The 13,361-nt window shown below is 66.2% G+C and carries 15 protein-coding genes; 8 read left to right on the top strand and 7 right to left on the bottom strand.

The annotated features are described in order from the left end of the window. Nucleotides 1-18: 18 nt before the first annotated feature. Entirely contained in the window at nt 19-1,083 is a 1,065-nt protein-coding gene (locus G6N33_RS13350; protein ID WP_044508930.1) for an ATP-dependent DNA ligase, read from the top strand. A gap of 12 nt (nt 1,084-1,095) precedes the next feature. On the opposite strand, the gene G6N33_RS13345 is transcribed toward G6N33_RS13350, so the two are convergent. Then, nucleotides 1,096-1,395, bottom strand: coding sequence for a CDGP domain-containing protein (locus tag G6N33_RS13345; protein WP_408632778.1), 300 nt, complete (start codon nt 1,393-1,395; stop codon nt 1,096-1,098). A 188-nt stretch (nt 1,396-1,583) separates the two neighbouring features. Here G6N33_RS13345 and G6N33_RS13340 point away from each other — a divergent pair, with 188 nt between their 5' ends. Continuing rightward, nucleotides 1,584-1,916 (top strand): DUF732 domain-containing protein, encoded by a 333-nt coding sequence (locus G6N33_RS13340; protein WP_044508931.1) that lies wholly within the window; start codon nt 1,584-1,586, stop codon nt 1,914-1,916. 25 nt (nt 1,917-1,941) lie between these two features. Here the strand turns inward: G6N33_RS13340 and G6N33_RS13335 are convergent, their stop codons facing one another. Next, complete coding sequence (locus G6N33_RS13335; RefSeq protein WP_101528127.1) at nt 1,942-3,222, bottom strand: cytochrome P450; 1,281 nt, start codon at nt 3,220-3,222, stop codon at nt 1,942-1,944. An 80-nt stretch (nt 3,223-3,302) separates the two neighbouring features. On the opposite strand from G6N33_RS13335, the gene G6N33_RS13330 reads away from it, so the two are divergent. Then, the gene (locus G6N33_RS13330; protein ID WP_044508933.1) at nt 3,303-4,361 is read left to right on the top strand and encodes a DUF2330 domain-containing protein; all 1,059 of its coding nucleotides are present in this window, start codon (nt 3,303-3,305) and stop codon (nt 4,359-4,361) included. Here the strand turns inward: G6N33_RS13330 and G6N33_RS13325 are convergent. The 4 genes from G6N33_RS13325 to G6N33_RS13310 all read right to left on the bottom strand — a co-directional run bounded on the left by G6N33_RS13325 (nt 4,358) and on the right by G6N33_RS13310 (nt 8,204). Next, nucleotides 4,358-5,263: a haloalkane dehalogenase gene (locus G6N33_RS13325; RefSeq protein ID WP_044508934.1), complete on the bottom strand. Its 906-nt coding sequence runs from the start codon at nt 5,261-5,263 to the stop codon at nt 4,358-4,360. The two genes, G6N33_RS13330 and G6N33_RS13325, sit on opposite strands and share 4 nt — an antisense overlap. Before the next feature lie 21 nt (nt 5,264-5,284). Next, nucleotides 5,285-5,770 (bottom strand): NUDIX domain-containing protein, encoded by a 486-nt coding sequence (locus tag G6N33_RS13320; RefSeq protein ID WP_044508935.1) that lies wholly within the window; start codon nt 5,768-5,770, stop codon nt 5,285-5,287. Between the two features lie 5 nt (nt 5,771-5,775). After that, entirely contained in the window at nt 5,776-7,137 is a 1,362-nt protein-coding gene (locus G6N33_RS13315; RefSeq protein WP_044508936.1) for a WS/DGAT/MGAT family O-acyltransferase, read from the bottom strand. Nucleotides 7,138-7,346: 209 nt separating this feature from the next. Beyond that, nucleotides 7,347-8,204, bottom strand: coding sequence for an SDR family NAD(P)-dependent oxidoreductase (locus G6N33_RS13310; RefSeq protein ID WP_044508937.1), 858 nt, complete (start codon nt 8,202-8,204; stop codon nt 7,347-7,349). Nucleotides 8,205-8,312: 108 nt separating this feature from the next. Here G6N33_RS13310 and G6N33_RS13305 point away from each other — a divergent pair, with 108 nt between their 5' ends. Genes G6N33_RS13305 through G6N33_RS13290 form a run of 4 tightly spaced genes read left to right on the top strand, consistent with a single transcriptional unit; the run spans nt 8,313 to nt 11,255 of the window. Further along, entirely contained in the window at nt 8,313-9,395 is a 1,083-nt protein-coding gene (locus G6N33_RS13305; protein ID WP_044508938.1) for an NAD(P)H-dependent amine dehydrogenase family protein, read from the top strand. A 59-nt stretch (nt 9,396-9,454) separates the two neighbouring features. Beyond that, nucleotides 9,455-9,898, top strand: a complete 444-nt coding sequence (locus tag G6N33_RS13300; protein ID WP_044512535.1) for a VOC family protein — start codon at nt 9,455-9,457, stop codon at nt 9,896-9,898. After that, entirely contained in the window at nt 9,895-10,668 is a 774-nt protein-coding gene (locus tag G6N33_RS13295) for an SDR family NAD(P)-dependent oxidoreductase (protein WP_044508939.1), read from the top strand. Before G6N33_RS13300 ends, G6N33_RS13295 begins: the two co-directional genes overlap by 4 nt. Further along, entirely contained in the window at nt 10,665-11,255 is a 591-nt protein-coding gene (locus G6N33_RS13290; RefSeq protein WP_101528129.1) for a TetR family transcriptional regulator, read from the top strand. The genes G6N33_RS13295 and G6N33_RS13290 overlap by 4 nt, the downstream gene beginning before the upstream one ends. A 127-nt stretch (nt 11,256-11,382) precedes the next feature. On the opposite strand, the gene G6N33_RS13285 is transcribed toward G6N33_RS13290, so the two are convergent. Next, complete coding sequence (locus G6N33_RS13285) at nt 11,383-12,291, bottom strand: quinone oxidoreductase family protein (RefSeq protein WP_044508942.1); 909 nt, start codon at nt 12,289-12,291, stop codon at nt 11,383-11,385. Between the two features lie 172 nt (nt 12,292-12,463). On the opposite strand from G6N33_RS13285, the gene G6N33_RS13280 reads away from it, so the two are divergent. Then, entirely contained in the window at nt 12,464-13,342 is an 879-nt protein-coding gene (locus G6N33_RS13280; RefSeq protein WP_044508943.1) for a PfkB family carbohydrate kinase, read from the top strand. Nucleotides 13,343-13,361 lie beyond the last annotated feature (19 nt).

Here is a 13,361-nt window from a genome sequence, read left to right as displayed (position 1 = left end):
TTCCAGCACAATGGCCAGATGGACTTGCCCGTCATGCCGCCGGTGTCGCCGATGCTGGCCAAGTCGGTCCGATCCATCCCGCCCGAAGCGTCGTATGAACCCAAGTGGGATGGTTTCCGGTCGATCTGTTTCCGCGACGGCGACGACGTCGAACTGGGTAGTCGTAACGAACGTCCGATGACCCGCTACTTCCCCGAACTGGTCGCGGCGATCGGGGTCGAATTGCCGCAGCGCTGCGTCATCGACGGTGAAATCGTCATCGCCACCGATCACGGCCTGGACTTCGAGGCGCTGCAACAGCGCATCCACCCGGCCGACTCGCGGGTCCGCATGCTGGCAGAAACCACCCCGGCGTCCTTCATCGCCTTCGACCTGCTGGCCCTGGGCGACCAGGACTACACCCAGCGCCCTTTCAGTGAGCGGCGCGCAGCACTGGTCGATGCGCTGGCCAACTCCGGGCCGTCGGTTCACGTGACCCCGGCGACCACCGACTTGGATACCGCCCACCAGTGGTTCGACGAGTTCGAGGGCGCCGGTCTCGACGGTGTCATCGCGAAACCCCTGACCGGCAGCTATCAACCGGACAAGCGCGTCATGTTCAAGATCAAGCACGAACGGACGGCCGACTGTGTGGTGGCCGGCTACCGGGTGCACAAGTCCGGCGTTGACGCCATCGGGTCGCTGTTGCTGGGCCTCTACCAAGACGACGGCCAGCTCGCCTCGGTCGGCGTGATCGGCGCGTTCCCAATGGCCGAGCGGCGGCGGTTGTTCATCGAGCTGCAGCCGCTGGTCACCGACCTTGACAGCCATCCGTGGAACTGGGCCGCGCACGAGGCGGGCGAGCGCACCCCGCGAAAGAACGAGACCTCGCGGTGGAATGCCGGCAAAGACCTCTCGTTCGTCCCGCTCCGGCCCGAGCGGGTCGTCGAGGTTCGCTACGACCACATGGAGGGCCGGCGGTTTCGGCACACCGCGCAATTCAACCGCTGGCGCCCCGATCGCGACCCGCGTTCCTGCACGTACGAACAACTCGAGCAACCGGTCACGTTCAGCCTCAGCGACATCGTGCCCGGGCTGGGCTAGCCGGGTTTCGGGTCAGTCGTCGATGCGCGTCGGCGGATCGGCGAACGGCTGACCGGGGCCCACCGTGTCGCAACGGCGCTCGGGCACCAGGAACGAACTGGCGCCGTTGAGCACCAAGTTCTTCGACACCACGCAACGCTGCCAGGTGCCGTCAGGCTGAACTGGCCCGTCGCACTTGCTGATTACGGGTCCGCCGTACTGACAGCCGGCGGCGGCGGGCGGTGCCACGGCGATCATCGCCACCGCCGTCAGGGTGGCCATCACGGTGGCCGTCAGCGCGGTGGCGAGTCCTCCCTCGATACAGTTCTTCATGACTTCTCCCGTCAGATCGCCTGCCCGTTTTGAGCACTCGGCGGCAAATGCCGTCGCAGACCGTCCGTTATCGACGACGCTACCGCTCGGGCTGCCAGTGATGGGCCTGCGCATCAGCCTCGACAACCCACTTGCGGTACCGCGGCAAAGCGGATTCGATGTGTACAAACTCCGAAGGAAGTGACCGAATGAACGTTGCTGCGGGGCGCCTGAAGAAGCTCGCGGAAATCTCGGCTGCTACCACGCTACTGGTGGCCGGCGCGACGCCCATCGCGCACGCGACTCCGACGGACGATTTCGTGCGACAGGTGCGGGCAAACGGAATCGGACTCAACGTCGCTGATGCCGCCTTGGTCCAGGACGCCCAGGAGGTGTGCGACATGCTCGACTATCAGGAGTCGGCCTACCAATACCTCGATCAGCATTCCGGCCTGAACCGCAACCAGTCCGCCTTCTTCGTCGCCGCATCGGTCACCTACTTCTGTCCGCAGTTCGCACCCAAGCTGGGTCCGGGCCACTGAGCTGCGTTGCGGCGAAGCCAGGCAATCACACCGCGACCGTCAACTCTGAAAGTCCCCGCAGCGTGACGTTGGCCTTATACCGTGGCTCGCTGTCCAGCCGCGCGGTCGGAAAGCGGGCCGCCAGCTCCGACAGGGCGATGCTGGCTTCCAGCCGGGCCAGCGGTGCGCCCAGGCAATAATGGATCCCGCGTCCAAACCCCAAGTGCCGCAACGGCGCTCGGTCGGGATCAAAAACATCGGGTCGTTCGAATTCGGCAGGATCGCGGTGTGCCGCGGCCAGCAGCAGCATCATCACATCGCCCTCTGGCACCTCGACGTCCCCGATGCGCATGTCGCTCAACGCGATTCGACCGACCATCTGCACCGGAGGGTCATACCTCAACGTCTCTTCGATCACCGCCGAGACCCGGCCGGGATCGGCGGCCAGCGCCGCCCACTGCGAGGGCTGGCGCAGCATCGCCAGAATCGCATTGCCGATCAGGTTGACCGTGGTCTCGTGCCCCGCGACCAGTAACAGCAGGCAGGTGGAGACGATCTCCTCTTCGGTCAACTGGTCACCGGATTCCTCGACCGCGATCAGCCCCGACATCAAGTCGTCGCCGGGCCGCGCGCGGCGTCGGTCGATCAAGCCGTGCAGGTACTGCCGCAACCACGCTCCGGCGTCGAGCCGTTCCTGCAGACCGTCGGGCGCCGAGCCGGTGAAGGTGATGAACGGGTCCAGCGCCTGGGCGAGTAGTCCGGACGCGTCGCTGAATTGCGGCTCATCATCCAGCGGCACTCCCAGCAGCCGGCAGATCACCGCCACCGGCAGCGGATAGGCATAGTCGTCGACTACGTCGAAACGTCCGTTCACGGCGATCCGGTCGAGCAAGCCGTGTACCAGCACGCTGATGTCGGGCCGCAGCGCGTTGACCACTTTCGGCACGAACGCCTTGCTGACCAGTTTGCGCAGCCGGGTGTGATCGGGCGGGTCGAGGAACAAAAATCCCGGGGGTACTTGCGCGGGCACCGGTAACCCGGCGTCGGTGAGTTCCTTGAGCTGCGCTGCGACCTGCTCTTGGGCGCGGGTGGACTTCATCCGGTCGCTGCTCGACGACGGATGCCGCAGCACGTCGTCGCAGTCCCGGTAGCTGGAGAAGACCGCGAGATGCGCATCGGGGAGCACTAGCGGCCCGCGGTAACGGAATTGCGCACACAGCCCATAGGGGTCGGCCCGGTGGGCCGGGTCGAGCAATTGGATGAGTAACGCTTGCGATTCGGCTGGGTCGGCGGAACCGGAGGCCGGGTGACTCGGCGCAGTCGTCATGCACACATTCTGCCTGCCGCCGCGGAAGGCGCCGGCGAAAGTTACTGATTGTCACCCGTTCAGCAACTACGATGTGGGCCATGAGGATGCCTCGCACATGCGGGTTCGGGCTCGTCGCTGTCGTCTTGGCAACGCTGGCCAACGTGGCGGTGGCCGCCCCCGGGTATGCCTGCGCCTGCGGTGCGGTGGTCCCGCCCGTCGGTGGGCAGGCCACCATGAACCACGAAGTGGCGCTGGCACATTGGAACGGGTCCAGCGAAACCGTCGTCATGCAGCTCGCCCTGGATGCCGACACGGACAACGTTGCGCTGGTGGTGCCCACCCCGGCGCCGGCGACGGTCACGGAGGCCGACAAGGCGACGTTCACGGAGTTGGAGGCGTTGACCGCGCCCCGGGTGCAGCAGCGTCGGCATTGGGTCCTGGGCACTTCCGCGCCGAGCGCCCGCACGGAGCTCGAGGCGGCCGCGCCCCGCGGCCCCACCGTGGTCAATCAGGTCCGCCTCGGACCGCTGGAGGCCACCACGCTGGCGGGCGGCGACCTGAGCGGGTTGCGGAAATGGTTGGACGACAACGGTTATGCTATTCGGCCAGCGGTGTCGGACGCGCTGGGACCGTATGTCCGGGACGGCTGGTCTTTTGTCGCGATCCGCCTGGTCGGTTCGGAGCCGCTCGTCGGTGGACTCAATCCGGTGCGGATGAGATTCTCGTCGTCGCAATTCGTCTATCCCATGCGGCTCTCCGTCGCGGCCCAGGGTCCGCAGCAGGTCACCATCTTCACCCTGTCCGACCACCGCCAGCAGCGCACCGACGCAGATGCCCGGGCCGGGCAGTCCGTGCAGGTGCAATTCGCCGGCAACGTCTCGGCCGACGTGCGCGAGCCGCTGCTGCGCGAGTTGACCGCGGATCACGGCGCTTACCTGACCAAGGTACAGGTGAATATCCCTCAGCCGCAACAGATTTCATCTGACTTCAGGTTCGGCAACGCTGCCCGCGACGACCCGTATCGCCAGGTGATCTACGTGGACCGCGACGTCGTCATTCCGGTCGAGCTGATCGGCTTGGCCGTCGCTGTGGTCACGGTGATCGCGGTGACGGTGCTGGTGGTCGTTGTCGCAGTCCGCAGGCACCGGCGCGCTTAGCGGCGTAGAAACTCCACGATGTGAGCCGCCAGCTCCTCGCCGGCGTCCTCCTGCAGAAAGTGCCCGGCGTCGCGGATGACGGGGTGGTCGACGCCTTGTGCCCCACGCATTTCGCGCTGGAAGATCGCGGCCATTGGACCCGTGATGGGGTCGCTGTCGCTGAATGCGACCAGCATGGGCGTCGGGCTCGCCGATAGGGTGGTCCACGCGGCCTTGTTCGCCGGCGCCGCGGGATCGTCCGGTGCGGTCGGCACCAGGCCAGGCATGGCGCGCGGCCCGGCGCAGTACCGGTCGTCGGGGAAGGGCGCGTCGTACGCGGCGCGCGCCCGCGCGCTCAGCGGCCGACGACACCCCGACTGCACAAACGCGCCGATGTCCAGTTTCGGTGCCGTCGTGATGGCGTCCCGAAATTGCCACCAGACCTCCGCCATCGGCTGCTCACCGTTGGGCAGCCCGGTGTTCGCGACGACGATCCTGACGAAGTGCTCGGGATGCTCTGCGGCTAAACGCAATCCGATCAGCCCGCCCCAATCCTGACCGACCAGGGTCACGTCATGAAGACCCAGGATGTCGAAGGCCAACGCGCGCATCCATTCGACATGGCGCGCGTAGCTGTGGTCCTCGCGACGGGTCGGCTTGTCGGATCGGCCGAACCCCACCAGATCAGGACACACGACCCGATGTCCCGCTGCGACCAGCACCGGAATCACCTTGCGGTACAGATACGACCAGGACGGCTCGCCATGGAGCAGCAGAATGGGATCGGCGGTCTCGGGCCCGTCCTGCACCCACGCGATCCGCAGTGTCCCGCCCTCCCCGTCGGCGACCTCGGAATACCTTGGCTTATAAGGGAAATCCGCTAGGCCGTCGAATCGCGCGTCGGGCGTGCGTAACGTCTGCATGCCTGCAACATACGCCGCCGGTCAATTCCCTTCGGTACACCCCGCCAACCCCGGTTGCGCCATCAGCACGTCAAGGTAGGCGCGCTGGCCCTTGAGGAGTTTGCTGCGTGCCCGCGCCACCGGATACCACTCGACCCGGTCCACTTCGGGAAATTCCCGCATCCGACCCGACCCTTTCGGCCACTCCAACTCGAAGGTGTTGCTGCGCGTTTCGGTGACGTCAAGGTCGCCGCGCACGGCGAAGGCGGTGACGACCTTGCCGCCGGGTTGTTTCAGCACACCCAGGTCGACGCGCGGCCCGGCCGGCGTCGGCAAACCCAGTTCCTCCGCGAATTCGCGCTGCGCGGCGGCCCAGGGATCCTCGTCATCGGTGTACTCACCCTTCGGGATCGACCAGGCCCCGTCGTCTTTACGTGCCCAGAACGGGCCGCCCGGATGCGCGATCAGGACTTCGACAATGCCGTCGCGGACGCGATACAGCAACACGCCAGCACTGAGTTTGGGCACCGAGGTCAGACTCCGACGGCGCGCTCGAGATCCTTCAGGGACGACTCCAGGTGTGCCAGCAGCCGCTGCAGGTGCGGCACGCTACGCCGGCAGCCGACGAGACCGAAGTCGAGGGTGTCGGCATTGCTGACCAGCGTGATGTTCAGCGCCTGCCCGTCCAGAATCGCCGACAGCGGATAGCTGCCGTCCAGGCGGGCGCCGCCGTAATACATCTGCTCTCGCGGTCCTGGGACATTGGAGATGATGAGGTTGAACGGCGGTGCCGTGGACGTCACCCAGCCGGGGACGGTAGCCAGCGCCAGCGAGCTCATGTTCACCGCGGACAGCGCCAACGCTTGCACCCGCGGCAGCTGTGAGAACACCGTCTTGTTCTTGTACATCGACTCACTGACCGTCTCCAGCCGTTTGGCGGGATCCTCGACGTCGGTGGCCAGGTTGCACAGGATGGCGCCGACCAGGTTACCGCCGGCGTCGGCCTCGTCCTCCCGGCGCAGACTGACGGGCACCATCGCCAGCAGCGGTGTGTCCGGCAATGCGTTCTGCTCCTGCAGGTAATAACGCAACGCACCCGAACACATCGCCAGGACGACGTCGTTGAGCGTGACTCCGGCCGCATTCTTGACGCTTTTGATTCGGTCCACCGACCAGGACTGCGCGGCACACCGGCGGGCGCCGCCGATCTTGACATTGAGCATGGTTCGGGGAGCACCGAATGGCAGCGTCAGCTGCTGCTCGAACAGCGCGGAGCGGGCCAGTGACACAGTCGAAGGAGCAAGTGCCGCAAGGGATTTTGTCGCATGCAGCAGTGCGCTCAGTCGCGACGACGATGACGACGTGCTGGCGCGCTTGGGTTTGCGCAGGCTCCACGGCGCCCGGATCTCGGTGTCGTCCGGGTCGGAAGACAGTGCGCGCTGCATCAGCTTCAAGGCCGAGACGCCGTCGATGAGCGAGTGGTGCATCTTGGTGTAGATCGCGAAGCGGCCGTCCTTGAGCCCCTCGATCACGTACGCCTCCCACAACGGACGATGCCGGTCGAGCAGGCTGCTGTGCAACAGCGAGGTCAGCTCGAGCAGATCGCGGACCCGTCCCGGGGACGGTAGCGCGGAGCGCCGGACGTGATAGTCGATATCAAGGTCCTTGTCGTAGGTCCAGCCGAGGTCCGCGATGCCGCCCAGAAACGTCGCCGGACGCTTGAGGAAGGTGGGCTGGAAATCGCGCTGGGCCACCAACGCGTCGTAGAACTCCCGCACGAATTCTCGGCCGGTGCCTTGCGGGGGCTCGTAGAGCTGCAAGCCGCCGACGTGCATCGGGTGCTCACGGGATTCGCCGAGCAAAAAGATCCCGTCGGTCGGGCTCATCAGTTCCATCCACCAATTAGACCCCTACCGGAAAGCACCCGCCAGCATCTGCGGCGGCCGGGTTGGAGTGCGCGTTGACTGTGCTGCGCCGGCGGCGTTGACCGTGCGCCCGCGGTGTTGACTGTGCTGCGGCGCCGTTGACTGTGCGCCGGCGATGGGCGCGATCGGCGTGTCGACACCCTGGGCGCACGGTCAACGCCGACGATGCACGGCCGGCGCTACAGCAGATCGGTGATCGTCTTCAGGCCCGCGTCGTAGAGCACCCCGGGCAGCATGCCGCCATCGCATTCGATGGTGGTGCCGTTGACGAAATCGGCCTGCCCGCTGGCGAGAAACACACAGACCCGGCCAACCTCGGCGGGTTCACCGGCGCGGCGCAGCGGAACGGCGGCGAAATAATTCGCCCCGGTTGGGTCGTCCTTCGGCAGCACGAACGATCGGAAATTCTCGGTCATCGTCGGGCCCAGGGCCACGCAATTGACCCGCACCTTCGGGCCCCACTCCTGCGCCAGTGAGCGGGTGAGATGGTTGAGCCCGCTCTTGGCCGCCCCGTAGGAGACCAACGTCGGCGATCCGGCGGGGTGCCCGGCACCGCTGGAGATGTTGACAATGCAGCCGACGCCATCCTGAAGCGACATCTGCCGATAGACGCGGATGGCGAACCACAGCGGGCTGATCAGATTCATCTGCACCGCGAACGCGTGAAACAGCGCGGTGCGCTCGAAGTCGTCGTCGCCGGGTGGTGCGCCCTGAATGCGTTGCACCAGTTCGGGAATGCTGTCCACATGCGGTGCCGGGACGGTGCCGCCGGCGTTGTTGACGAGGATGTCGACCCGACCGTGGGTGGCGACAACGTCGGCGATGAAGTTGTCGATCGACCGGTAGTCGCCCTGATCGCAGACCCGCTGCGAGGCACGCGCCGCCCAGTCGGGCTCGATGCCGGGGATAGTGTCCAGCTGCGAGCGCGAACAGCCGACGACGGTAGCGCCGGCCCGCAGCAGTTCATGGGCGATCCCGACGCCCACGCCGCGGCTGGTCCCGGTGACGATCGCGATCTTGCCGTCAAGGACACCCATGAACAGGCCTTCCTAACTTGAGAGCCAATGTTGACAGTGACTGCCAGTGAGTCATACTGTGCCAGTTCGGTCGTTGACGTGTAAAGACGCGCAACCGGAAGGACACCGATGAGTAGTTCGTCGAAGCTTCGCGTAATCCAATGGGCGACCGGAGGTGTCGGGAAGGCGGCCATCGCCTGCGTGCGCAATCATCCGCAGCTTGAGCTCACCGGCTGCTGGGTGCACAGCGCAGAGAAAAACGGTCTCGACGTCGGGCGCATCATCGGCACCGAGGACCTAGGCGTCACCGCCACGTCGAGCATCGACGAGATTTTGGCTCTGGACGCGGACTGCGTCATGTACAGCCCCCTGGTGCCCAACGATGACGAGGTGATCGCGATCCTGCGCTCGGGCAAGAACGTGGTCACCCCGGTCGGCTGGGTCTACCCCGACCCGGCCAACAAGCGGCATCAGGCCGTCGCCACCGCCGCACTGGAAAGTGGTGTGACGCTGCATGGTTCGGGCATCCACCCGGGCGGTATCACCGAGCGCTTCCCGCTGATGATCTCCTCGCTGTCCTCGGCAATCACTCATGTCCGCGCCGAGGAGTTCTCCGACATCCGCACCTACAACGCCCCCGACGTGGTACGCCACATCATGGGGTTCGGTGGCACACCCGAAGAAGCCACCCAGGGCCCGATGGCCGGACTGCTCGAAGCCGGATTCAAGCAGTCCGTCCGGATGATCGCCGACCACATGGGATTTCGCATCGATCCCAATATCAGGACCATTCAGGATGTGGCAGTGGCGACGGCCCAGATCGACTACGACCCCTTCCCGATCACCGCGGGCACCGTGGCCGCCCGCCGGTTCCGCTGGCAGGCTCTCGTCGATGGCGAGCCGGTGATCACCGCGGCGGTGAACTGGCTGATGGGCGAGGAAAACCTGGATCCGGCCTGGAATTTCGGCGGACGTGGCGAACGCTTCGAGGTCGAGATCACCGGCGACCCGGACGTGAGCCTCACCTTCAAGGGTCTACAACCGGAGACGATCGCCGAGGGACTGGTGAAGAACCCGGGTGTCGTGGTCACCGCCAACCACTGCATCAACGCGATCCCCGACGTGTGTGCCGCGAAGCCCGGCATCAAAACCTACCTCGATCTACCGCTGTTCGCCGGGCGCCCGGCCCCCAATCTCGCCACATCGTCGTGACCGGCAAGAGCATCCTCGACGATGTATCGTTCTGTCATCTCGTCATCGGTGTCACCGACATGGACCGCGCGCTGCGGTTCTACCGGGATCTGCTCGGCATGGAGGTTGTCTTCGAATCCCTCATCTCTGGCCAGCCTTTCGACGCCGTACTGCACGCCAGCCGCAAGCAAGAGGGCCGGGTGGTCGGCGGGCTGCTGGGCGGGTTGATGATCGAGTTGCTCTCGCTCGTCGCGGCCCCACCGCAGCAGCAGCCCGCCCGCCCGAGCATCACCGGCATCCACAACGTGTCGCTGTCGGTGACCGATCTCGACGCCACCCACCGCCGCATCATCCAGGCCGGTTACACCCCCGACCAGGATCCCTTCGAGATCGGCGGTGTCCGAATGTTTTTCGTCAAGGATCCGGACGGGACGCCGGTGGAGTTCATCGAGCTCCCCGACGGAGCGCGCAGCACTTACGAGATGCATCGGGGTGTGCCGCTGCGGATCGGGCCGGACAGATGAGTTACTGGCACGCCGATTCGATGCGCGGACACGTCGCGATCGTGACCGGCGCCGCGCAGGGCGTCGGCAAAGGCGTGGCGGCCGCGCTACTCGAACGCGGTGCGGGCGTGCTGCTGGTCGACATCCAGCAGCAGGTTCTTGACGCCACCGCCGCCGAGCTCGCGGCGATCGGCCCGGTGGAAAAGCTCGTCGCCGATCTCCGCGATCCGGACAGCGCCCCGCGCATCGCCGCCGCCGCGGTCGACGCCTTCGGCACCGTGCATGGCCTGGTCAACAATGCCATTGCCACCAACGAACCCAAGGCGTTCGTCGACATCACCGTCGAGGATCTGGCCCTCGGTTACGACGTGGGTCCGCGGGCCACCTTCTTGCTGATGCAAGCCGTGTACCCGCACCTGGTCGAGGCCGGCGGCGGATCGATCGTGAATCTTGGCTCGGGGACGGGCACCGGCGGCGAGCCGAAATGGGGTGGGTATGCCGCCGCCAAGGAAGGCATTCGCGGGCTGTCGAAAGTGGCCGCGCTGGAATGGGGCCGCGACAACATCCGCGTCAACGTCATCTGCCCGTTCGCCGAATCGGATGGTGTCAAGTTCTGGAAGTCGTTCGCACCCAAGGAGTATGACAAGGCGGTAGGCCGGGTCCCGATGAAGCGCATCGGCGACGTCCGCGCCGATGTGGGGGCGTTGGTGGCGTTCCTGCTCGGTAGTGACGCGACATTCATCACCGGCCAGACCATCCACGTCGACGGTGGGATCGGCTGCTTCCGGTGACCGAGGGCTCGTTGCGGGATCGGCAGCGCGCGCAGGTCCGCGCCGACATCCGCCGCGCGGCGTTCCGGTTATTCGTCGAACGTGGCTACGACACCGTGACCACGGAGGAGATCGCCACGGCTGCAGGAGTTTCCGCGCGCACGTTCTTCCGATACGTGCCGACGAAGGAGGAGTTGCTGCTGGGCCCAGTGCGCCACGGTGGCGCCGCGATCGTCAACCTGCTGGAGAAGCGTCCCGCCACCGAGTCGCCCGACATTGCGCTGATCAACGCGATCATCACGCGGATCCGGTCTTTCGACCGCGCCGACTGCGAGGAGTGGCGGGCCGCCCTGCTCGTCGCACCCGACCTGCTGGACAAGGCAACCATCCACACAACCGCGGACAAGGAACGGGCGATCAAGTTGGTCGCCCAACGGATGCGCACCAATGCCGACAGCGACATGCGTCCCGGCCTGCTGATCCACCTTGCCTTCGGCGCCGCGGACTTCGCGTTCCAGCAGTGGGTACGGCGCTCGGCGCACCGACGGCCCCTGGACCGTTATGTCACCGAAGCCCTGGAAGCGATCAAGAGCCCGTACTGGGAGTAGCGAGATAGATTACTGTGCTTCGTCCTCAACACCGAATGTGTTGACCGCCATGGCTAGTAGCAGCCCGTCGGTACGGCGCGCCCGCGACACCCGAAAGGCATCGTGTGGTGGTGTCGGTCGCGGTCGGTCACGGCGCCACCGCGAGTTTGATGTGCGGCCCCGATGCCTGTTCACGCCAAGCCTGCGGTGCCTGCTCGAGAGAGTAGTGACGGGTTTGGACCCGGATCCGGCCGTCGGCCGCGTGGCCGGTGATCTCGTCGTACGCCGCGCGCATGACGTCGGCCGGCATAGCGTCGTTCAGATGGCCGACGTGGGTGCGACCAGTCAGCGACTGAAACGGCACCTCTGCCGTGGAGCCCGCGCCCGCACCGATGGTGATCAGCGTCGCTCCATTCGCGGTGGCGTCCAGTGCGGCGAGAAAGGGCTTGCCGTAGACCAAGTCGATCACGACGTCATACCCCGCGCCGGCTTCGGCACGAAGCGCTCCGGCGTCGTCGTCACCACCGAGTTGCACTGTCGCGTCGGCACCCAGTTCGCCGGCCCGTTGCAACGCCTCGCGGTTGCGCCCGGCCCCGACGACGCGACCGGCGCCCAGAAGTTTGGCCGCCTGCACGGCAATGTGTCCCACCACGCCGGTCGCCCCGAGGATCAGAACCGTCTGGCCATGCGACACGTCGGCATGCCGGGTCAGCGGCAACCACGCGGCAAGGCCGGCGATGCCACAGGCGACCGCGGTGTCGTCGTCGAGCCCGTCGGGCACGGGAAAGGTCTTGGCTGGGTCGATGCGACATCGCTGCGCCCATGAGCCGAACGGGTCCGGCGGCGCATTGAAATACACACGTTTTCCGTTCGAGGTGCCAACGCCCTCCCTGCCGACCACCGAAGGCGTTGCCGGCTGCCCCATTTCGCCCGAGGCCAAGATCAGGTCGACCGGATTGCAACCGGCGAGAGTGACCTCGACGACATCACCGTCGGGCTCGTCGAAGTCCCTAACCGTGGGTACCTTCCCCACTGCTTCCAGCACCGCCGCGCGCATCGGCACCTCCTCGTTGTTTTGCCGCGTCGACTGTCGTCGGAAGTGTTACCGCTGAGGTGATGTCGAAACAGCGGCTGGCACAGGTTCATGCAGCACTATCCAGCAAACGAAAAGCATTCTCGCTCAGGCAATATCACGCGTACCCTGCGCTGCGGACGGGCACAGTAGTGCCATGAGCGTTGTGGTGATCGGTCAGGTGGGGCGTGACCTGGTACTGCGTACCGACGGTCCGCCGTCGCTGGGCGACTCCACCGAGATCCTGCGACGCGAGGAGTTGCTCGGCGGTAAAGGCGCCAACCAGGCCGTCGGTCTGGCCCAGCTCGGTGTACCGGTCGCGCTCGTCGGTGTGGTGGGCGAGGATGCGGCGGGCACAGCGGTACTGCACCAAGCCGAGCGCGACGGCATCGACGTCAGCGGTGTGGTACGCCGGGGCATCACCGCGTTGTTGATCGACATCGTCGGGCAACCCGCGAAGCGGATGCTGCTCGAACACGTACCGCAGGAGTCGCTGGTGCGAAGCGAGGACCTAAACCGGGCCGCGCCGGTGCTGGACGTCGCCGACATTGTTTCCATCCAGTTGCAGCAGCCGGCCCAGACCGCATTGGCGGCCGCCCGGCGAGCGCGGCAGCGAGGTGCGCGGGTGGTCGCCGATGGCGCGCCGCCGCGCCGTATTCAGGCCGATCTGCTCGCCGCGGTCGACGTACTCCGTGCCGACGCCACCGAGGCCGCGCTGCTTGCGGATGAGGCAGTCACCACGGTGCGGCAGGCTAGGACGTTGGCCGAGCAGTTGTTGAGGTGTGGCCCGGATCTGGTGGCGCTGGCGGTTCCCGAGGTCGGGGATCTCGTGGCGTGGCAGGGCGGTCGTGAGCTATTCGAGTTCGCCGACGTCGAGGTCGTGGACCCGACCGGCGCCGGCGATGCGTTCGTCGCTGGGCTCATTTCGGCATTGCGAGAAGGAGCCGAGCCGGTGCAGGCGGGTCGACGCGCTGCTGCGGCCGCACGTTGCACAGTTACCCGACTTGGTGGCCGGCCTGATTTGACTGGACTGTGAATTCGCCTGACCGAATGCG

The sequence above is a fragment of the Mycobacterium simiae genome (assembly GCF_010727605.1).
Lineage (GTDB): Bacteria > Actinomycetota > Actinomycetes > Mycobacteriales > Mycobacteriaceae > Mycobacterium > Mycobacterium simiae.
The sequence above is the reverse complement of the archived record's forward strand: the minus strand, read 5'-3'. Positions and strand labels throughout refer to the sequence as shown.

What these genes read in the sequence shown, in the direction of transcription:
- G6N33_RS13350 (WP_044508930.1), top strand. Translation starts at nt 19, where the DNA reads ATGGACTTGCCCGTCATGCCGCCGGTGTCGCCGATGCTGGCCAAGTCG.
- G6N33_RS13345 (WP_408632778.1), bottom strand. Translation starts at nt 1,395, where the DNA reads ATGAAGAACTGTATCGAGGGAGGACTCGCCACCGCGCTGACGGCCACC.
- G6N33_RS13340 (WP_044508931.1), top strand. Translation starts at nt 1,584, where the DNA reads ATGAACGTTGCTGCGGGGCGCCTGAAGAAGCTCGCGGAAATCTCGGCT.
- G6N33_RS13335 (WP_101528127.1), bottom strand. Translation starts at nt 3,222, where the DNA reads ATGACGACTGCGCCGAGTCACCCGGCCTCCGGTTCCGCCGACCCAGCC.
- G6N33_RS13330 (WP_044508933.1), top strand. Translation starts at nt 3,303, where the DNA reads ATGAGGATGCCTCGCACATGCGGGTTCGGGCTCGTCGCTGTCGTCTTG.
- G6N33_RS13325 (WP_044508934.1), bottom strand. Translation starts at nt 5,263, where the DNA reads ATGCAGACGTTACGCACGCCCGACGCGCGATTCGACGGCCTAGCGGAT.
- G6N33_RS13315 (WP_044508936.1), bottom strand. Translation starts at nt 7,137, where the DNA reads ATGGAACTGATGAGCCCGACCGACGGGATCTTTTTGCTCGGCGAATCC.
- G6N33_RS13310 (WP_044508937.1), bottom strand. Translation starts at nt 8,204, where the DNA reads ATGGGTGTCCTTGACGGCAAGATCGCGATCGTCACCGGGACCAGCCGC.
- G6N33_RS13305 (WP_044508938.1), top strand. Translation starts at nt 8,313, where the DNA reads ATGAGTAGTTCGTCGAAGCTTCGCGTAATCCAATGGGCGACCGGAGGT.
- G6N33_RS13300 (WP_044512535.1), top strand. Translation starts at nt 9,455, where the DNA reads ATGGACCGCGCGCTGCGGTTCTACCGGGATCTGCTCGGCATGGAGGTT.
- G6N33_RS13295 (WP_044508939.1), top strand. Translation starts at nt 9,895, where the DNA reads ATGAGTTACTGGCACGCCGATTCGATGCGCGGACACGTCGCGATCGTG.
- G6N33_RS13285 (WP_044508942.1), bottom strand. Translation starts at nt 12,291, where the DNA reads ATGCGCGCGGCGGTGCTGGAAGCAGTGGGGAAGGTACCCACGGTTAGG.
- G6N33_RS13280 (WP_044508943.1), top strand. Translation starts at nt 12,464, where the DNA reads ATGAGCGTTGTGGTGATCGGTCAGGTGGGGCGTGACCTGGTACTGCGT.